This is a genomic window from Mucilaginibacter sp. P4_A11, from assembly GCF_056402535.1.
The window spans coordinates 96863-115278 of record NZ_JBFUHE010000008.1 but is presented as its reverse complement, the minus strand read 5'-3'; the positions used below and the strand labels follow the sequence as shown (position 1 = coordinate 115278).

General features: G+C 44.3%; 15 protein-coding genes and 1 tRNA gene. 9 read left to right on the top strand and 7 right to left on the bottom strand.

Features of this window, described 5'->3' with window-relative positions; genetic code table 11:
* Positions 1-150: 150 nt before the first annotated feature.
* Positions 151-1176, top strand: coding sequence for an SDR family NAD(P)-dependent oxidoreductase (locus AC1DUD_RS17015; RefSeq protein ID WP_477376438.1), 1026 nt, complete (start codon positions 151-153; stop codon positions 1174-1176).
* A 79-nt stretch (positions 1177-1255) separates the two neighbouring features.
* The gene (locus AC1DUD_RS17010; RefSeq protein WP_477376436.1) at positions 1256-2062 is read left to right on the top strand and encodes a helix-turn-helix domain-containing protein; all 807 of its coding nucleotides are present in this window, start codon (positions 1256-1258) and stop codon (positions 2060-2062) included.
* A 77-nt stretch (positions 2063-2139) separates the two neighbouring features.
* Here AC1DUD_RS17010 and AC1DUD_RS17005 read toward each other — a convergent pair whose 3' ends face one another.
* Both AC1DUD_RS17005 and AC1DUD_RS17000 read right to left on the bottom strand, forming a co-directional pair.
* The gene (locus AC1DUD_RS17005; RefSeq protein ID WP_477376434.1) at positions 2140-2460 is read right to left on the bottom strand and encodes a hypothetical protein; all 321 of its coding nucleotides are present in this window, start codon (positions 2458-2460) and stop codon (positions 2140-2142) included.
* 198 nt (positions 2461-2658) lie between these two features.
* Positions 2659-2731 (bottom strand) — tRNA-Gly (locus AC1DUD_RS17000).
* 523 nt (positions 2732-3254) lie between these two features.
* On the opposite strand from AC1DUD_RS17000, the gene AC1DUD_RS16995 reads away from it, so the two are divergent.
* Positions 3255-5534 carry a glycoside hydrolase family 3 N-terminal domain-containing protein gene (locus AC1DUD_RS16995; RefSeq protein ID WP_477376432.1) on the top strand — a complete coding sequence of 760 codons (2280 nt, stop codon included), beginning with the start codon at positions 3255-3257 and terminating at the stop codon, positions 5532-5534.
* Between the two features lie 594 nt (positions 5535-6128).
* Here AC1DUD_RS16995 and AC1DUD_RS16990 read toward each other — a convergent pair.
* From AC1DUD_RS16990 to AC1DUD_RS16980, 3 genes are all read right to left on the bottom strand, one after another.
* On the bottom strand, positions 6129-6947 hold the full coding sequence (locus AC1DUD_RS16990) for an N-acetylmuramoyl-L-alanine amidase family protein (protein WP_477376430.1): 819 nt from the start codon (positions 6945-6947) through the stop codon (positions 6129-6131).
* The gene (locus AC1DUD_RS16985) at positions 6944-7390 is read right to left on the bottom strand and encodes a Fur family transcriptional regulator (RefSeq protein ID WP_477376428.1); all 447 of its coding nucleotides are present in this window, start codon (positions 7388-7390) and stop codon (positions 6944-6946) included. Before AC1DUD_RS16985 ends, AC1DUD_RS16990 begins: the two co-directional genes overlap by 4 nt.
* Positions 7391-7604: 214 nt before the next feature.
* On the bottom strand, positions 7605-8024 hold the full coding sequence (locus tag AC1DUD_RS16980) for a MerC domain-containing protein (RefSeq protein ID WP_477376426.1): 420 nt from the start codon (positions 8022-8024) through the stop codon (positions 7605-7607).
* A 144-nt stretch (positions 8025-8168) separates the two neighbouring features.
* Between AC1DUD_RS16980 and AC1DUD_RS16975 the strand changes: the two genes are divergently transcribed.
* The gene (locus AC1DUD_RS16975; RefSeq protein WP_477376424.1) at positions 8169-8807 is read left to right on the top strand and encodes a phosphatase PAP2-related protein; all 639 of its coding nucleotides are present in this window, start codon (positions 8169-8171) and stop codon (positions 8805-8807) included.
* Between the two features lie 2 nt (positions 8808-8809).
* On the opposite strand, the gene AC1DUD_RS16970 is transcribed toward AC1DUD_RS16975, so the two are convergent.
* Complete coding sequence (locus AC1DUD_RS16970) at positions 8810-10303, bottom strand: gluconokinase (protein ID WP_477376421.1); 1494 nt, start codon at positions 10301-10303, stop codon at positions 8810-8812.
* A gap of 217 nt (positions 10304-10520) precedes the next feature.
* Here AC1DUD_RS16970 and rhaT point away from each other — a divergent pair, with 217 nt between their 5' ends.
* The 5 genes from rhaT to AC1DUD_RS16945 all read left to right on the top strand — a co-directional run bounded on the left by rhaT (position 10521) and on the right by AC1DUD_RS16945 (position 17480).
* Positions 10521-11600, top strand: a complete 1080-nt coding sequence (rhaT, locus tag AC1DUD_RS16965) for an L-rhamnose/proton symporter RhaT (protein ID WP_477376419.1) — start codon at positions 10521-10523, stop codon at positions 11598-11600.
* 55 nt (positions 11601-11655) lie between these two features.
* Entirely contained in the window at positions 11656-13776 is a 2121-nt protein-coding gene (locus AC1DUD_RS16960) for a bifunctional aldolase/short-chain dehydrogenase (protein WP_477376417.1), read from the top strand.
* A 186-nt stretch (positions 13777-13962) separates the two neighbouring features.
* On the top strand, positions 13963-15237 hold the full coding sequence (locus AC1DUD_RS16955; protein WP_477376415.1) for a sugar isomerase: 1275 nt from the start codon (positions 13963-13965) through the stop codon (positions 15235-15237).
* A 3-nt stretch (positions 15238-15240) separates the two neighbouring features.
* Entirely contained in the window at positions 15241-16629 is a 1389-nt protein-coding gene (locus tag AC1DUD_RS16950) for an FGGY-family carbohydrate kinase (RefSeq protein WP_477376413.1), read from the top strand.
* Positions 16630-16697: 68 nt separating this feature from the next.
* Entirely contained in the window at positions 16698-17480 is a 783-nt protein-coding gene (locus AC1DUD_RS16945) for a polysaccharide deacetylase family protein (protein WP_477376411.1), read from the top strand.
* Here the strand turns inward: AC1DUD_RS16945 and AC1DUD_RS16940 are convergent, their stop codons facing one another.
* The gene (locus AC1DUD_RS16940; protein WP_477376409.1) at positions 17481-18332 is read right to left on the bottom strand and encodes an alpha/beta fold hydrolase; all 852 of its coding nucleotides are present in this window, start codon (positions 18330-18332) and stop codon (positions 17481-17483) included.
* Between the last annotated feature and the right edge of the window lie 84 nt (positions 18333-18416).

The window sequence follows — 18416 nt, the reverse complement described above, 5'->3', positions numbered from 1 at the left end:
CGCCCACTCCCTATCACCGATCATCATTGTATCGAAACTGTTACAGATCTATTTTTATAAAAATGGTCTTTAAAACAAAAAACATCGGCCTTTAAAACAAAAGCGCTACAGCCCATTGCCTATACTTTTGTTTCATTAAAACATTTAAAAATGGAACAATTAAAAGATAATTATAATGGGGCGCTGCAAAAGCCGCTGGGTTCGGGATTCGACTCCAAATCAACCACTGCCGATGTTATTAAAGGTATTGACCTTGCGGGCAAAACAGCCATAGTAACCGGCGGGTACGCAGGTATAGGTTTGGAAACTGTAAAAACATTAGTATCAGCAGGGGCAAAAGTTATTGTACCTGCGCGGGACTACAACAAAGCAGCCAGCAACCTGGAAGGTATTCCGAATGTGGTCATTAAGATAATGGATCTGATGGATCCCGCCTCTATCGATGCCTTTGCAGTCGACTTCCTGAAAACTGCCGAACCACTGCATCTCCTGATCAATAACGCGGGGATCATGTGGGTTCCGCTTCAACGCGACGCAAGGGGCTACGAATCACAACTGGTAACCAACCATCTCGGGCATTTCCAGCTTACCGCCTTACTTTGGCCTGCGCTGAAAAAGGCCCATGGCGCAAGGGTCATCAATGTATCTTCCTACGGTCACCAGATCTCTCCATTTAATTTTGACGATCCTAATTTTCGTAACCGCGATTATGAAACCTTATCAGCCTACGGCCAGTCGAAAACAGCAAACAACCTATTTACGGTTGAATTAGATCATCGCGGTAAAGATTTCGGAATCCGCTCTTACTCATTGCATCCGGGTTCTGTGAATGGTACCGATCTTGGCCGGGGCGCTCCCGTAGAATTGTTTCAGCAAATGGGTATGTTTGATGCCGATGGCAAGATCTTCCCGGAAGTAGCCGCAAGACTTAAAACTGTAGAGCAGGGCGCTGCAACTTCGGTTTGGTGCGCAACCAGTCCGCAGCTTAATAACATCGGTGGCGTATATTGCGAAAATGCCGAGGTAGCTGATTTGGATACCGGAAATATTGAGCATAAATATGATGAGCCCATTACCTTACGCGGAGTAAAACCCTATTCACTTGACGCGGAGAACGCTCAGAAACTATGGACATTGAGCGAAGAAATGACTGGAGTAAAATTTGCGGCAAACTAAGGAACTGTTTAAAATAGCTATTTTTATATGCAGGAGGCGCATAATTGTGTCTCCTGCATATCGGCATCATTAATTAACAATGGAATTTAAAACGCATTATTTAAGTCCAGATATAAAATTGTCGCACTTTGAAGATAAGCCGTTCCGGACAGAAGTGCTGTTTGAGCATCACATGCTGATCTGGTTTATTTCGGGCGAAACAAAGATAGTTCAGGCCGACTCTATGCATATTTTTGGTGCAGGAGATATTTTCCTAATCCCCCGAAATCAACTGACTACGGTGATTAATTATCCCAAGGATGGCTTACCTCATAAAACGGTGGCTATGCACCTCACCATGCCCATGCTAAAGGAGTTTTACAGTAAGAACACTCCAAAAGCAAGGTTATCGCATACGCCGGGGATCCGTAACTTCGGCAAACACCCGTTGCTGGAAAGCTGTCTGGCCTCTTTGATCCCATACTTTGATCTGAAAGATGGGTTGCCCGGGAACCTCGCTTCACTAAAAATTGAAGAGGCGATAAATATCCTCAGGACGATTGATAATGATATAGACGGCATCCTTGCTAATTTCCAGGAGCCCGGCAAAATTGACCTGACCAGTTTCATGGAGCGTAATTTCATGTTCAATATGTCGATGGAAAAGTTTGGTTACCTCACCGGGCGCAGCCTCACCACTTTTAAAAGGGATTTTAAGAAAAACTTTGATACCACCCCGCAAAAGTGGCTTACGCAAAAACGACTGGAGCTGGCGCATTACCGCATCCGGGAACAAAACAGGAAACCTTCGGATGTGTATGCTGAAGTTGGGTTTGAGAACTTGTCGCATTTCACCTACGCTTTTAAGAAGCATTTTAGTTACTCGCCGACAAGCGTTATACTTTAACGAATCAATCGAAGAAACTAACGAATTTGATGCTTTAGTATATTGACATTCCCCTGTATGGAAAGTAGTTATTGCAATCAATATACATTGTTAATCAGCCACTGAACAGCCTTTTCATCAAGTATCAGCCTTATCATTAGTATATTTCTATCAAAGGCTATAACCAGTGCATTTATTTCCGATGGGGAATCAAGGGGACGTAAAATAATTCTGGTGCCCTTTGAAGGATTTTTCATTGTGTCCGAAGCGTTAAATGTCAATATCAACGTCTCAAATTGTCTGGCTTCGGCAGATGCGTTCGAGAGCCAATTACCATCCTGATACCACATGTCTATAGCAATAACCTCAAATTCTCCAACTTGAACTCCACGCCACCAAACCTGATATAAATCTCCCATATATTACTAATATAGAATATATAAGCCAACTTTCTTCACTCTCCATTCTTCAAATGAGCTGACTTCCATATCACTTTACAAAAGCGTTTATTTACGTAAATATTCAAAAGTCTATATGGATAACAAAACGATGGGAATTAATAGCAGTTCAGGATTTGTAAAAGAAAAAGCCTTTCTCTATTCCGAGAAAGGCTTTTGAGCGAAAGACGAGATTCGAACTCGCGACCCCGACCTTGGCAAGGTCGTGCTCTACCAACTGAGCTACTTTCGCGTTGGTGGCCGCAAATATATGACTTCAGACATATGCAGTCAAAATATTTTTTCAATTTCCGAACATTAATTTTAACATGCTTTTAATCAAATATTTACACGAGCATCTTATTTAATATTGTTATATAAAACTCTAATCTCAGCTAAAACTCAACGTAAAAAAGGGTGTCCATAAACTCTTTTATTCATTTTAAGCCAAACATTCAGCAAAAAAGCTGTCTGAAATAATTCTTCGTCTTTCCTATTCATTAGCCTTTTGCCAGGATCAAGCTAACATTTTAATCCATCATTTATACAGGTTTGTCCATTTCTAAAACCGGACTAAAAATCTATTTTGCTCCTCTTGTAATCATAAAATAATGCTGAGTACAGCCGCTATATCCATAACCGTAAATTAATGTCAAGTCATTTTGTTCAATTGGTTAAACGTTTTATCTTCGCAGCTACATCCGCAATCGATTGCGGATATGCACTATATTTTAAAACCCCAAACCAACATACACCTACTACCTAATTAGCACTTAATGAAAAAAATATCTATTTTAATCTTATTCCTGCTTTTACCTGGCATCAAAAGCTTTGGCGCTTTACGCACAGTAACCGATACGCCACTATACAAGAACAAAAAAGCAGCAGTAAACGCCCGGGTTGAAGACTTGCTGACGCGAATGACGCTGAAAGAAAAGATCCAGCAGTTGCAGAACAGGGCATCGGGCCGGGCAGATGAAATTGAAGGCATTTTTAAAGGCGAAAGCTACGGTTGCACGCATGAAATGAACATGAAAGCGTCAGATTGCGCCGATATGTACCAAAAGCTGCAAACCTACATGCTAACCAAAACAAGGCTGGGGATCCCGATACTTACCGCGGCCGAAGGGATTGAAGGCATCCTGCAAAATGGCTGTACGCTATTCCCCCAGGAGCTTGCGCAGGGAAGTACCTTTAACCCCGTCCTAATCCGCAAAATGACGGAGGCAGCCGGAGCCGAAGCGGATGTGATCGGCATTCACCAGATCCTTTCGCCGGTATTGGATATTGCCCGCGAACTAAGGTGGGGCCGTGTAGAAGAAACTTACGGCGAAGATCCGTACCTCATAGCACAAATGGGTATTGCCTTTGTAAATGGCTATCAAAAATATAATATCACCTGTACCCCTAAACATTTCATGGCCCATGGCTCACCTTCGGGAGGTTTAAATTGTGCCAATGTAAGCGGTGGCGAGCGCGAACTGCTCAGCTTGTATATGTACCCGTTTAAAAGGGTTATTGCCGAAACTAACCCGCTGGCAGTAATGTCATGTTATAGTTCATACGATGGCATAGCTATGAGCGGCTCGCATTATTACATGACCGATATACTGCGTAACGAGCTTGGCTTTAAGGGTTATGTATACTCCGACTGGGGATCTGTTGATCGACTGTTAACGTTCCACCATGCGGTTGCAACGCAGGAAGATGCTGCGAAAATGGCCCTCATCGCCGGTATCGACCTTGATATTGATGATGCTTATCAACACCTGCAAAAATTGGTGGAAAGCGGCAAGCTGGACCTGAAATATATTGACCTGGCAGTGCGCCGTGTTTTGACGGTTAAGTTCACCTTAGGTTTGTTTGATGCCCCTTACGGCAACCCGGCAAAGGTTGATAAAGTGGTACACAGTGCCGCAAACGTAGCCATATCAAAAGAGGTTGCTGATGAAAGCGCTGTGCTTGTTAAAAACAGCAACAATATTTTACCATTGAACCTATCTAAATACAAATCAATAGCTGTGGTTGGCCCCAACAGTAACCAAACCATTTTTGGTGATTACTCCTGGACACAGCGTGATCCGAAAGAAGGTGTAACTTTATTACAAGGACTTAAAGACGTTATCGGCAACAAAGTCACCATAAACAATGCAGAGGGCTGCGACTGGTGGAGCCAGGATAAAACTCACATCCAGGAAGCTGTTAAAGCCGTAGAGGCAAGCGATATTGCGATAGTTGCCATTGGTACGCGCAGTACATTTTTAGGTCGTAGCCCCAAATACTCCACCTCGGGTGAGGGCTTTGACCTGTCATCACTTGAACTCCCCGGCGCGCAGCTGGATTTATTGAAGGCCATAAAAGCAACCGGCAAACCCATGATAGTGGTATTCATTGCAGGAAAACCGCTGGCCATGCCATGGGTTAAAGACAATGCCGATGCGGTACTTGTGCAATGGTATGGCGGCGAAAAACAGGGACGTACACTCGCGGACATCCTCACGGGAGCCGTAAATCCTTCAGGCAAGTTAAATGTATCTTTCCCGCGCAGTACCGGTAATACGCCTTGCTACTATAATCATTTTGTAACTGACAGGGAAGAACCATTTGATCAGCCCGGCACACCTGAGGATCCTAAGATGCACTACATTTTTGATAAACCAGAACCGGTTTGGAATTTTGGCTATGGCTTAAGCTATACCAGTTTTAAATACACCAATTGCACTTTAGCCGATTCTGTTTTTTCGACAATAGGCGGAACTATCAAAGTATCTGTTGAGGTAGAAAACACCGGCACCAGGGATGGTAAAGAAGTAGTGCAGCTTTATATTCATGATAAATTCAGCTCGGTTGCCACTCCGGTAAAACAGCTCAAAGCGTTCAGTAAAGTATTGATCAAAGCAGGCAAACGCGCAACAGTAACCCTTGAGATACCTGTTTCAGAACTTGGTTTATATAACGATAAAATGCAGTACGTGGTTGAGCCCGGCGAATTTGAAATTCAGGTAGGAAGCGCTTCGGATAATATCTGTTTTACAAAAACGGTTACTGTAAAGTAATTGGAGCGTGTGATTTAAAGTAATGATTGCCTGAGAGGCGGGCTAAAATTGAAAATAAAGCGTCATTGCGAAGCACGAAGCAATCTCAAATCGACAGGGCGGACCTGCTTATAGGGATTGCTTCGTGTTTTATTACAATGACGTGAATTTAAGATACTGATTGTCAATTATCTTCATTAATCAATTTATAAATATGGGCGTTGCCTGCGGCCGTGCTATCCGCTCATACTGCACAAGGCTTTAGCCACTGGCCGGTATCCGCTCCTATCACTAACGCGGCCTCCGCACACCATCCCTAAAAAATATTTCATGAGGAGGCACCGAAGCCAAAAAATGCGCTCTTTTAAGGCTATAAACACGCGGCCTCGCTGGGGCCGGCGAGGTTTTATAACATAATCAGGTATTAATATAAGGGTGCTTAAGGCCAGGTGCACCAGAGGTGCAAAAGGTTTGTAGCATAAAAAAGTATAGCAATACCCTTTGCCCCAAAGGATCAAAACAAAACACCTTGCTGATTAAACGACAAAACAATTTTGTGGGTTAACTTAAATCTGTAAGAGACCCTGATGGGAGGTTAAATATTATTCATCCTGTTTATGAGCCTATCGCTTTCCTGTAATTTCGAAGTGCCCTGATGATCGACATTACAATTTCGTGCTGCCCTTCGTCTGAGTTAAGATACTCTTCCTCTTCCGGGTTGTTGATAAAACCTGTTTCGATCAGCACGGCCGGCATAGCGCTATGAGCCAGTACCAATACTCCCTGTTCTTTCACACCATTACTTTCGCGGCCATCAACACCGGTAAACTCATCGTCGAGCAGGTCGCCAAAGCGGATACTTTGCTTACGGTATTTTTGAATATAAGCATTCAATACGATCAGGTTTGAAGGATCGCTCTCGTCATAACTCTCGTAATTTTGTTTGTAATCTTTTTCCTGGAAAATTGAGGCATTTTCACGTACGGCCTCTTCCTGCTCCTTAAGGCGGTGAAAACCGTATACCAATAGCAGCACACCTTTTTGTTTATGTGCACGTGCAGCGGTACCCTCGGGCGATGAATTACAGTGAATGGAAATGAACAGGTTACCATGGTTTTGATTGGCAATAGCCGAACGCTGGTTCAGCGGAATAAAAGTATCGTCTGTACGGGTAAGGATGGATCTAACATCGGTAATGGCGGTATCAAGCGCAGCCTTAAGCTTCAGGGCTATAGACAGCGTTACATTTTTCTCGAACGAATGCGAGCCGCGTGCCCCCGCATCCTTACCTCCGTGCCCTGCATCAATAATAACCGTTTTAAACTTAAAGGTTGTAGCAGCCTGTATGGTATCTTTTTGCTGGGCGAATGAACTTAAAGGAAGAAATGTCAAAAACAGGATAACCGCCCTGAAAAAAGTACTGATAACTTTCATTTTTTCACCGCCTTTTTACTGCATTTCGGGCATAGGCCCTGGGCATACAAGGTAAAGCCATGCGGCTCAAAACCCGCGGGAAGATTGATAGCGGGTAAATTCATATCGTTAAGACAATATACATTTTTGCACTGGGTACAATTAAAATGCAGGTGCTCGTCATGATGATCATGTTCATCACAGTTTGACGAGCATAGTGCGTAGTTTGCAGTGCCGTTAAGATCGAACACTTTGTGAATGATCCCTTTCTCTTCAAAAGCGTTAAGGATCCGGTAAAGGGTAACCCTGTCAATATCATGCATCAGGCTCTCCAGATCGGGCTGCGAGGTGGCTGTATGCCTTGCCGACATCATAGATAAAACCCGCAGCCTCGGCGCAGTTTTTTTCAGGTGATGCTTATCAAGCAGGTGCTCAAAATGATGAATATCGCGGGTTTGTGTCATGTATTAATCAGGAAATATTTGTAAGGCCGCTAATTTAATAATGGTACGCATAATATGCGCTATTAGTTGCCGGCTTTTATAACGGTATTTTTTATGGGCTTAGTATGATGTTCTGGTACAACCAAGGCTGTATGCTTTTCATGATTACAAGCAGGACTTAAAAAGCAATTAAACAGCAAAAATGCGTAAAAGAATTTCCTGTGGCGCTTATCCATTATTCAACCTTTTTAAGTTTATATGTCTTATGATCATGATTGCAGGCATCCGTATACTTGTAATTTACATAATGCGCGGCAGCTATTAGCAGCCCGCCAAGAGGGACTATCATAGCCTCGGCTTTTCCTGTTGTCGAGAACGCGTGCCCTCCCATAATTATAGCAAAACCCAATACCAGCATTATTAAGGGCACCAAACGGTGATGCGTACGCCGATAGGATATGCCGATAGAATAAACTCCTATAGCCAAAGCAAAAATGATCATCCCCCACTCCACCCAGGCATTGGCTAAAAAACCGAGACCAACCAACGGCAAACTGGTAAACAGCAACGGCACTACAGCACAATGGATAGCACAAAGGGTTGACGCGGTTATACCAATATTATCCAGCCGGGGACTAAGCTTTTGAAAATCCATAGTGCAAATATAAATAAGTTAATGCAACATAATTGCATTTGTTTTTATTATGTATATTTAAACTTATTAAATTAACAAACAGCTGACAATGGCTTAATATTAAGCAGCAAACCGTATTTTTGCGGCCTTATATCGAAAATAGATTTGAATTTAACTCCCATATATCATATAAAACAGCTTTGGCAAAGCGCCTACAGTACAAAAGCCAGCAGGCTTAAGCTATTGAGTGCTACAATTGTCATAGTTATCATCATCAACCTGTTACCTTCCTTTTTCATTCATATTGAAAAAAGAACGGATGGCGTTGTGCTTCACGACTGGATTTTGGCACATTTACCCTCTTATGATCTTTCAGTACCGATTTTTATACTCATCTGGAGCATGGGCCTGCTCATGATGTGGCGGGGGTTATATAATCCAAGGGTCTGTATCACCTATATCTGGACGCTGAACTTTGTATGTATTGCCCGGTTTGTTACCATTAGCATGGTTAAGCTTAACCCGCCCGTTGGCCTTGTTCCGCTTATTGACCCGAGCACCAGCTTTTTTTACGGGCACACCTTTATTACCAAAGACCTGTTTTTTTCAGGACATACAGCCACTATGGTATTAGTATACCTGCACCTCCAGAAACGGACAGACAAAATAATAGCTTTAATTGCTGCATTGTTGTTGGTAATAATGCTGCTGATACAGCACATCCACTACACTATTGATGTATTGGCTGCCCCCATCATCGTATATGGATGCTGGAGATTGGCGAAATGGTTGGGGTTGGAATAGATCTATTCCCATCCATCCACCAAATGCATGCTATCCTTTAAATCGCTATAAAGCTTTTTAAACACCGGAAACATTCTGCTATAAACCTCATGATTCTGGGTATCCGGTTCGATAAATCCCTGTTGCTCAACTCGTGTAAGCGTATCGTAGCTTTCGGGATATAATACCCGTACAGCAAGATAAATAGCGCCCAGCGCCGATGAATCTTCAGACTGAAGCACGGCCAGCCTTTTCCCGGTGATATCCGCCAGTATCTGTGTCCATACCGCCGCACTGGTAAAACCACCGCTGATATTTACCTGATTGATCCCGCCTGATGCATCTTCCAGCGTTTTGAGCACATCATTCAGCGCAAAGCAGATGCCCTCAAGCCCCGCGCGTAAAAAGTGCGAACGGGTATGTGCAGGCTTGATATTGAAAAACGAGCCGCTGGTTTTGGTATCCCAAAGCGGGGCTCGTTCGCCGTACATGTAAGGTAAAAATATCAGCCCGTTGCTTCCGGCAGGCACAGTTGATATCTCGTTAAATAAAGCATCATAGTCTGCAGCAGTAAGGTTGTCCTTTTGCAAAAAGTTTTTGAGCAGCCAATTAACCGCTATGCCCCCATTATTCACTGCCCCGCCGCAAACATAAGTTTGTTCATCAAGCAGGTAATTGAAGATCATAGCTTCATAGTTATATACCGGCTTCGGACTCGTGATCCGTACGGCACCACTGGTACCAATGGTAAGCGCCGCCACATCAGGTCCTGTAGTATGACTGCCTAAATTGGCGCAGGCTCCATCACTTGCTCCTGCAACAACAGGCGTATCGGCATCTATTCCGGTTAATGCAGCTACCTCCGGTTTGATATTGCTCCGATAATAAGTAGTATTAACCGGTGCTGATAGTTTTGAACGTGTAATACCTATTAATGCAAGCGCCTCTTCATTCCATTGTTTTTTTACAATATCAAATAACCCGGTTGCCGAGGCAATGGAATAATCAACCTCAAAAACACCAAAAAGCCTGAACCAGATAAACTCCTTTATCGAAATAAATTTATATGCAGCTTCAAAAACATCGCTTCGATTAGCACGCAGCCACAACAACTTATTTAATGGCGACATGGCGTGGATAGCAGTACCGCAATTATGATACAGCGATGCACCCTGCTCTGTTTTCCGTAAAGCCTGCGCAATGTTCTCGCTCCGGGCATCGGCCCAGGTCATCATGGGTAGCAAGGCCTCTCCATTTTTATCAACCGGAATAATGCTGTGCATGGCACTACTCAGACTCACAGCTTGCGGAGGCAAACCCAATTTGAGCGTAATGTCGGCAAGGCATTTTAAAAAAGCATCCCAGATCAGCAAAGGGTCCTGTTCGCTGTAACCTGGTTCGGGGCTGTTAATAGGATAATGATTGGATACTGTACCCAGCACTTCGCCCGTTAAACTTACAGCCACGGCCTTGGTGCTGCCGGTGCCTATATCAATGCCTAAAATATATGCCTGCATGGTGATGTATTTGATGCCAAAATAGTAAACAGAACCGGGATTGTCTGAACCGGAATTAAACGAATAGGAAGAATTTATTGAATTTCATATTCTACCCATTCTATAAATTCTTCAAATTCGAGTTCAGACAGTCTACAGCCATATCCATGACAGCAAAGGACAGTTCCATATTATATAATATCTACATTAGCCTTACCAATATAAACCAATTAAGAGTATGCAAATAATTTTAGGGGTCATCTTCCATTTTATCGGTGGCTTTGCTTCGGGGAGCTTTTACATCCCGTACAAAAAAATAAAAGGCTGGGCCTGGGAAAGCTACTGGATAGTAGGCGGCATTTTTTCCTGGTTCATTGTGCCACCGCTGGCAGCATGGCTAACCATTCCAGGCTTCGCCGACATTATAAGTCATACGGATACTGCCACCCTTGGGTGGACATATGTTATGGGTTTATTGTGGGGCATTGGCGGCTTGACATACGGTTTGGGCGTACGTTACTTAGGGGTATCATTGGGTAGTACCATTATACTTGGCCTTTGCTCAGTTTTTGGATCGATAATCCCATCAGTGTATTATGATTTTTTTCCAAAAGAAGGGAAAGACACTTTTACACTGATGCTGCACACCCAATGGGGACAGATGGTTTTATTAGGCATTTTACTTTGCGTTGTGGGCATTATCATATGCGGTAAAGCCGGTATGATCAAGGAAAAAGAACTCTCGGCAGATAAAACCATAGCACAGGAAAACAAGGATTACCGCTTTGGTTTGGGTATAGTGGTAGCTATAGTATCGGGTATTTTAAGTGCCTGTTTCAACTTCGGTATCGAGGCAGGGAAAACCATGGCTGATACCGCTAACCATGTCTGGCAAGCGGCGCATCCAGGACAGGGTAATTTCCTGTATTCAAACAATGTAACTTATATTATTATACTATGGGGCGGCTTAACCACTAACTTTATATGGTGTATGGTGCTAAACGCCCGTAATAAAACGTTTGATAATTATACCGACAAGAAAACACCCCTCCTTAAAAACTATTTGTTTGCCGCACTGGCCGGTACAACCTGGTTTTTACAGTTCTTTTTTTACGGCATGGGCGAAAGCAAACTGGGCAACGGTGCAAGCTCATGGATCCTGCACATGGCCTTTATTATCCTGATAGCCAACACATGGGGCCTGGTACTTAAAGAGTGGAAAGGTGTAAGCAAAAAAGCATTTGCAACGGTATTAGCCGGTATAGCAGTCATTGTACTATCGGTACTGGTTGTGGGTTATGGCAATTCAATTAAGTAAACAATTAAAACAGATCATATAATTCATTAACTCAATAATTCAACAATTAAAATATATGTCGTCGAAAACAACTGAATTTAAACATGTAAGCTATTTGTGGGATGAAGCAAAAGCCGCCGAACTGGCTGGCGATGAAGTAGCCCTGCTGATATACCGCTCCAACCTTTTAGGTGCCGATCTGCGCCTTACCAACTATGGTGGCGGTAATACATCGTGCAAGCTTAACAGTAAAGATCCTTTAACCGGCAATGATGTTGAGGTAATGTGGATCAAAGGCTCGGGCGGTGATATCGGCACGCTGAAAAAAGGCGGACTGGCGGCCCTTTATGTTGATCGTTTACGCAGCCTTAAAAACATCTATCGCGGTGTTGAATTTGAGGATGAGATGGTTGAGCTGTTTAACCATTGCATCTACGATCTTAACTCAAAAGCACCATCAATTGATACGCCGCTGCACGGCTTCCTGCCCTTCAAACATATTGACCACCTGCACCCCGATGCTGCCATTGCTATCGCCGCTGCAAAAGACGGTAAAAAAATAACCCAGGAACTTTTTAACGGTACCATAGGCTGGGTTGAATGGAAAAAACCAGGTTTTGAGCTTGGCCTGCAGTTAAAACAATGTTTGGATGAAAACCCGGGCATCCGCGGCATTATGCTGGGCTCGCACGGTTTATTTACCTGGGGCGATACCGCTTACGAAAGCTACATCAATACCCTTGAGGTTATTGAGCGTTGCGCCGAATACCTGGAAGAAAACTACGGTAAAAAAGCACCTGTTTTCGGTGGTCAAAAAATTGAAAGTCTTGACGAGGCAGGTCGCAAAAAACAGGCTGCTGCCCTTGCACCGGTATTACGTGGTTTTTGCTCAAGCTACAGGCACATGGTTGGTCATTTTACTGACGATGCCCGCGTACTGGAGTTCATTAACTCCGATGATCTTGACCGTTTAGCTCCGTTGGGTACCAGTTGTCCCGATCACTTCCTGCGCACCAAGATCAGTCCGCTGGTGCTTGATCTTGCACCGGGCGAAGACCTGACCGATGTTGCTGCATTGAAAGCGCGTTTAGCTCCTGCGTTTGAGGCTTACCGCCAAATGTATACCGACTATTACAACACTTGCAAACATGATAACAGTCCGGCAATAAGGGACACCAACCCGGTGATCATCCTTTACCCGGGAGTAGGCTTGTTCTCTTTTTCAAAAGATAAGCAAACAGCCCGCGTTGCTGCCGAGTTTTATACCAACGCTATCAATGTAATGAAGGGTGCCGAAGCTATCTCTGAATATACTTCTCTGCCACGTCAGGAAGCTTTTGATATAGAATACTGGTTGCTGGAAGAAGCTAAATTACAGCGAATGCCTAAGCCAAAAGCACTATCAGGCAAAATTGCCCTGATCACCGGCAGTGCAGGCGGCATTGGTAAAGCCATCGCTAAAAAGTTTGTTGACGAAGGTGCGGTAGTTATCCTCAATGACATGAACGCCGAGCGTTTGGATAGTGCAGGCGAAGAGTTCAAAAAACAATACGGCAAGGATTCGTACACAACCGCTGTACTTGATGTTACCAAAGCCGACCAAATAAACGAAGCACTTGAAATTGCTGCTTTAGCTTTCGGTGGTGTTGATATTGTGGTGAATAACGCCGGTTTATCGATCTCTAAATCAATTGCCGACCATACCGAAAAAGACTGGGATTTGTTATATGATGTTTTGGTTAAAGGCCAGTTCTTCATTACCCAGGCAGCAGTTGCTGTTATGAAAAAACAAGACATCGGTGGCGATATCATTAATATTGTAAGTAAAAACGCCCTAGTGAGCGGACCAAACAACGCAGGCTACGGCTCAGCTAAATCGGCACAGTTGCACCTGAGCAGGTTGAATGCTGCCGAGTTGGGTACCGATAAGATCCGTGTAAACGTGGTTAACCCCGATGCTGTGATCAGCGACAGCAACATTTGGGCCGGCGGATGGGCCGAAGGCCGTGCTAAAGCCTATGGTGTTACCGTAGATGAACTGCCGGCTTACTATGCAAAACGTACATTATTGAACGAGGTGATTTTACCTGCCGATATCGCTAATGCCTGTTTCGCCTTTACCGGCGGCCTGCTCAACAAATCAACCGGTAACGTGTTGAATGTTGATGGTGGTGTGGCGATGGCCTTTGTAAGGTAATTTCAATAACCCATGTCATTGCGAGCGATAACGTGGCAATCGCTCGGAAGCATGGCCGCCATACGTAGCCACTCTGTATAGCATGCGATTGCTTCGTCCCTCGCAATGACATAATTTATAAATTTAGCAAGTTCAAGCGTGGACGCTTGAACTTGCTTGACTTGCTAATCATAACCAATACCAATTATGCAGTTAGAAAAATATAAAATTGATGAAGCCAATCATCAACAGCAGAAAGATCATCAGCGCAAATTTGATTTTGTTGCCGGCGATGTAAAAGAGTTGGACACCATTCTGCAAAAACTGATTGATTTTAATATTGCCATCCCAAGCTGGGCATTAGGTACGGGCGGCACACGTTTCGGCAGGTTTTCGGGTGGCGGCGAGCCTCGCAGCCTCGAAGAAAAAATTGAAGATGTGGGGCTGATCCATGCGCTTAACCGCAGCAGTAATTCCATATCACTGCACATCCCATGGGATATCCCATCTAATGCATCGGCGGTTAAAGCCCATGCGGCACAATTAGGTTTGCATTTTGATGCCGTTAATTCTAATACCTTCCAGGACCAGGCATCGCAGGAATACAGCTATAAATTTGGCTCTTTACATCATGTGGATAAAGCTGTGCGCAAGCAGGCTGTTGCCCATAATATTGAGGTGATCAAATATGGTGTTGAGCTTGATTCAAAGGCTTTATCAGTTTGGTTGTCGGACGGATCAAATTTCCCCGGTCAACTGAATATGCGTGGTGCTTTTGAGCGTACTTTAGAGAGTTTACAGGAGATTTATGAAGCACTGCCTGATGACTGGAAAGTTTGGGTAGAGTACAAACCTTATGAGCCAAACTTCTATTCAACCACCATCGGCGATTGGGGCCAATCATACCTGCTCTCATCTAAATTAGGTCAAAAAGCACAAACATTGGTTGATCTTGGCCACCATTTACAGGGTGCCAATATTGAGCAGATTGTTTCATTATTGCTGATGGAAGGCAAACTTGCCGGTTTCCACTTTAACGATTCAAAATATGGCGATGATGACCTTACTGTAGGCAGTATCAATCCATATCAACTGTTCCTGATCTTTAACGAACTGGTTGAAGGTATGGATGCCCGTGGCATGACACATGCAACTTCTATCGGCTGGATGATCGATGCATCGCATAATATAAAAGATCCGATTGAGGATTTAATTCAATCTGTAGAAGCCATTAAGATAGCCTACGCACAAGCTCTTTTGGTAGATACTCCAGCTTTAGTACAGGCACAACAAGATAATGATGTAGTGCTTGCACAAGAAATTTTGCAGCAGGCCTACCGTACCGATGTCCGTCCGTTATTGGCCGAAGCACGTTTAAGAGCAGGCGGTGCATTGAACCCTTTAGCTGTTTACAGGCAACAAAGCATCAGGGAGCAGCTGATTGGCGAACGGGGAGCAAAAGCAGTATCAACCGGATTGTAAGCCATGGAGCCGATACCCGTTATAGCCGTTTTTGATGTGGGTAAAACCAACAAGAAGCTGTTCCTGTTTGATGAGAACTACAAGATAGTTTTTGAGCGGACAGCCCGCTTTTTGGAAACCCACGACGAAGATGGCGACGCATGTGAAAACCTCGACAGCCTGAGGCTATCAGTGTTTGACTCATTGCGCGAAATTTTCAAGCATAAGGAGTTCGACCTTAAAGCGGTCAACTTTTCAACGTACGGAGCCAGCTTTGTTTATGTTGACGAATATGGCAAGCCGCTTACCCCACTGTATAATTACCTTAAACTATATCCGCCGGAACTGGGCAGGCAGTTTTATGAAAACTATGGCGATGAAGCCAGGTTTGCTTTAGAAACCGCCTCGCCCGTTTTGGGCAACCTTAATTCGGGCTTGCAGTTGTACAGGTTGAAATATGAGCAGCCCGAGGTATTTAAGCGGGTAAAATATGCATTGCACCTGCCCCAATACATGAGCTACCTCATCAGCGGGCAAATGGTGAGTGACCTAACCAGCATAGGCTGCCATACTGCCCTTTGGGATTTTGGTAAAAACAGCTATCATAACTGGCTCAGCGACGAAGAGATCCTGCCCAAAATGGCCCCGCTGCATCCTGCAGATAATGTACTTCCTGCCGAGTTTCCGGGCAGTACTTACAAGGTTGGTATCGGGCTGCATGATAGTTCGGCAGCGCTGATCCCCTACCTCGTGAGCTTTAATATGCCCTTTGTGCTGATCTCTACAGGTACATGGTCAATCAGCCTGAACCCTTTTAATCAAACGCCGCTTACTGCCGGAGAGCTAAAGCACGATTGCCTTAACTACCTGCAATATAAAGGCAGCCCGGTAAAAGCATCGCGCCTGTTTACAGGATATGAATACGAGCAGCAAGTAAAACGGATAGCCGCCCATTTTAACCAGGACGAGATCAGGTATCGTACCATAACCTACGATCCTGCTATAGCCGCCCGGTTAAATAATCAGCCATCATTACAGGCAAACGAAAATGAGGGCGAGCTACAGAAATCGGTATTTGAGCAGCGCGACCTGAACAGTTTTGCCGACGATGTTGAAGCTTACCATCAACTCATGATCGATATTGTTGCCCAACAAACCATATCAACCAATTATGTTTTAAACGGCTGCAAGGTAAAGCGCATTTTTGTGGACGGCGGTTTTAGTAAGAACAGTGTTTTCATGCATTTGCTTGCGCTTGCGTTTCCGCACCTGGAAGTATATGCCGCATCAATGGCGCAAGCCACTGCTGTAGGTACCGCGCTGGCTATTCACCATGCTTGGAATACCAAAACACTTCCGCATGATCTCATCGAATTGAAGTATTATTCGGGAGTGCAAAGCGAGGTATATTAAACTTATAAAGAAATCCGGTTATCAGCCGGATTTTTTTATTTTAGGGCAACCAATCAAAAGCCCTCGTGATGAAAAAATTAGCTTTGTTTCTTATATCGTTAAGTTTGGTAGTCATTGCCAACGCACAACAAACTAAACGCAAGAAAGCCATCATTGTGCTTACTTATGATGATGGTATCAACTCGCAATTAAACATCGCCATCCCCCAGCTTGATTCGGCCCACCTTACCGCGACCTTCTTTTTAATGGGCAACATGACCGAAGCTACTTTGCCCCGCTGGCGCGAGGTGGGCAAAAAAGGTTATGAGCTGGCCAATCACACTTTATATCACCCCTGCCTGCTCACGAACGTGAAAGCCAACCCAGCTAACAATTCGGCTATTTATACACCATATATGATGCTGCGCGAGATCAATGAAATGAACACGCTGCTTTTTGCTGTAGATGGTAAAACAGGTAGCCGTACCTATGCCTACCCATGTACCGAGGTTGAGGCTGGCGGTATCAACTATGTCGATACCCTGCGTAAAGCTGGCCTCGCAAAATATGCCCGCATAGGCGGCGGACCAGACGCTGTGATCACCGATTTTAAAAATCTCGACCCGCTAAAGGTACCTTCATGGGGTGTAACAGGCAACCCGGTAACAGGCGAAGCTCTGATAGATTTTGTAAAGAAAGTACAGCAAAGCGGCGGACTGGGCATCTTTATGTTTCACGGTGTAGGCGGCGATTATCTGATCACCCCTGCCGACGCCCACAGACAACTGCTTAAATATTTAAGCCAGCACCGGAACGAAATTGAGGTAACAACTTTTATGAAAGCTATGGATGAGGTAATGGCCGCTAAATAATTAACCTATGAGGTTAACGATATCTGCTATAACACTATCATCTTTAATAATCCGTTCATGTCCCGGGCTTTCATATACTTTGGTTTCAATTTCGGGATGAGCGGTAAGAAAACTCTCCAGGAACGCAAAAGGTGCAATTTTATCCTCCGGATCATAGGCCAGCCAATGCCGGGTAATGGCATCAGCCGGGTATAAATTATCGAGGGTAAAATCCAAAGCATCCATTTCAAACAAGTTTTCAAAATCAACAAAGAATTTATCCTGCAAACCTTGGGCTACATCTGCGGCGTTCAGGCTGGCTATGAAATTTTCTTTCAGATTGATCAACGGGGCAATGCTGATGAGCAACGCAGGTTTAATCCCGGTTTCCTTTATGGCGATGGCATTGGCCATGCCCCCTAATGAATGACCGATAACTACATCAGGCGCACCAAACATTTTGATCACTGCTTCGGCTGCTTTAGCGAAGAGCAGGAGGTTTGACAGCTCCCCTTCCGAACTGCCGTTACCCGGCGCGTCGAAGGCTATTACCTGTGTATCATCAATATTCTTCAAGGCGGTAATGAGTTCGGCAAAGTCGGCGGCTTTTGAGCCCCAGCCGTGGGTGATGAGTATTTTGCGCTTCCCATCTCCCCAGATAAAGCCATTGAATTTTAAAGCCGACTTGGCAAAATGCGGATCGCCGACCTCAAGGGTAAAAGACTTGGCTTCGTCAAGCAATTGCTGTTGTTGCAAACGAACCGGCATTTTAGGAGAGTAACAGATCAATTGCCACAACAAGTTGACCATATCAGGCGCTTCGGCACCATTAAGAGATTTTACCTGGTTAAATACCGTTTTTAACTTTTTCATAGGCGAAGCAGAATTTCAACGGCAAAATAAACAATAGCATCTTCAAAATATACCGAAAGGTATTTTGTTTACATTATCCCGACG

Bases quoted from the DNA above. Each gene is read 5' to 3' on its own strand.
- AC1DUD_RS17015 (WP_477376438.1), top strand. From the start codon at position 151: ATGGAACAATTAAAAGATAATTATAATGGGGCGCTGCAAAAGCCGCTG.
- AC1DUD_RS17010 (WP_477376436.1), top strand. From the start codon at position 1,256: ATGGAATTTAAAACGCATTATTTAAGTCCAGATATAAAATTGTCGCAC.
- AC1DUD_RS17005 (WP_477376434.1), bottom strand. From the start codon at position 2,460: ATGGGAGATTTATATCAGGTTTGGTGGCGTGGAGTTCAAGTTGGAGAA.
- AC1DUD_RS16995 (WP_477376432.1), top strand. From the start codon at position 3,255: ATGAAAAAAATATCTATTTTAATCTTATTCCTGCTTTTACCTGGCATC.
- AC1DUD_RS16990 (WP_477376430.1), bottom strand. From the start codon at position 6,947: ATGAAAGTTATCAGTACTTTTTTCAGGGCGGTTATCCTGTTTTTGACA.
- AC1DUD_RS16985 (WP_477376428.1), bottom strand. From the start codon at position 7,390: ATGACACAAACCCGCGATATTCATCATTTTGAGCACCTGCTTGATAAG.
- AC1DUD_RS16980 (WP_477376426.1), bottom strand. From the start codon at position 8,024: ATGGATTTTCAAAAGCTTAGTCCCCGGCTGGATAATATTGGTATAACC.
- AC1DUD_RS16970 (WP_477376421.1), bottom strand. From the start codon at position 10,303: ATGCAGGCATATATTTTAGGCATTGATATAGGCACCGGCAGCACCAAG.
- rhaT (WP_477376419.1), top strand. From the start codon at position 10,521: ATGCAAATAATTTTAGGGGTCATCTTCCATTTTATCGGTGGCTTTGCT.
- AC1DUD_RS16960 (WP_477376417.1), top strand. From the start codon at position 11,656: ATGTCGTCGAAAACAACTGAATTTAAACATGTAAGCTATTTGTGGGAT.
- AC1DUD_RS16955 (WP_477376415.1), top strand. From the start codon at position 13,963: ATGCAGTTAGAAAAATATAAAATTGATGAAGCCAATCATCAACAGCAG.
- AC1DUD_RS16950 (WP_477376413.1), top strand. From the start codon at position 15,241: ATGGAGCCGATACCCGTTATAGCCGTTTTTGATGTGGGTAAAACCAAC.
- AC1DUD_RS16945 (WP_477376411.1), top strand. From the start codon at position 16,698: ATGAAAAAATTAGCTTTGTTTCTTATATCGTTAAGTTTGGTAGTCATT.
- AC1DUD_RS16940 (WP_477376409.1), bottom strand. From the start codon at position 18,332: ATGAAAAAGTTAAAAACGGTATTTAACCAGGTAAAATCTCTTAATGGT.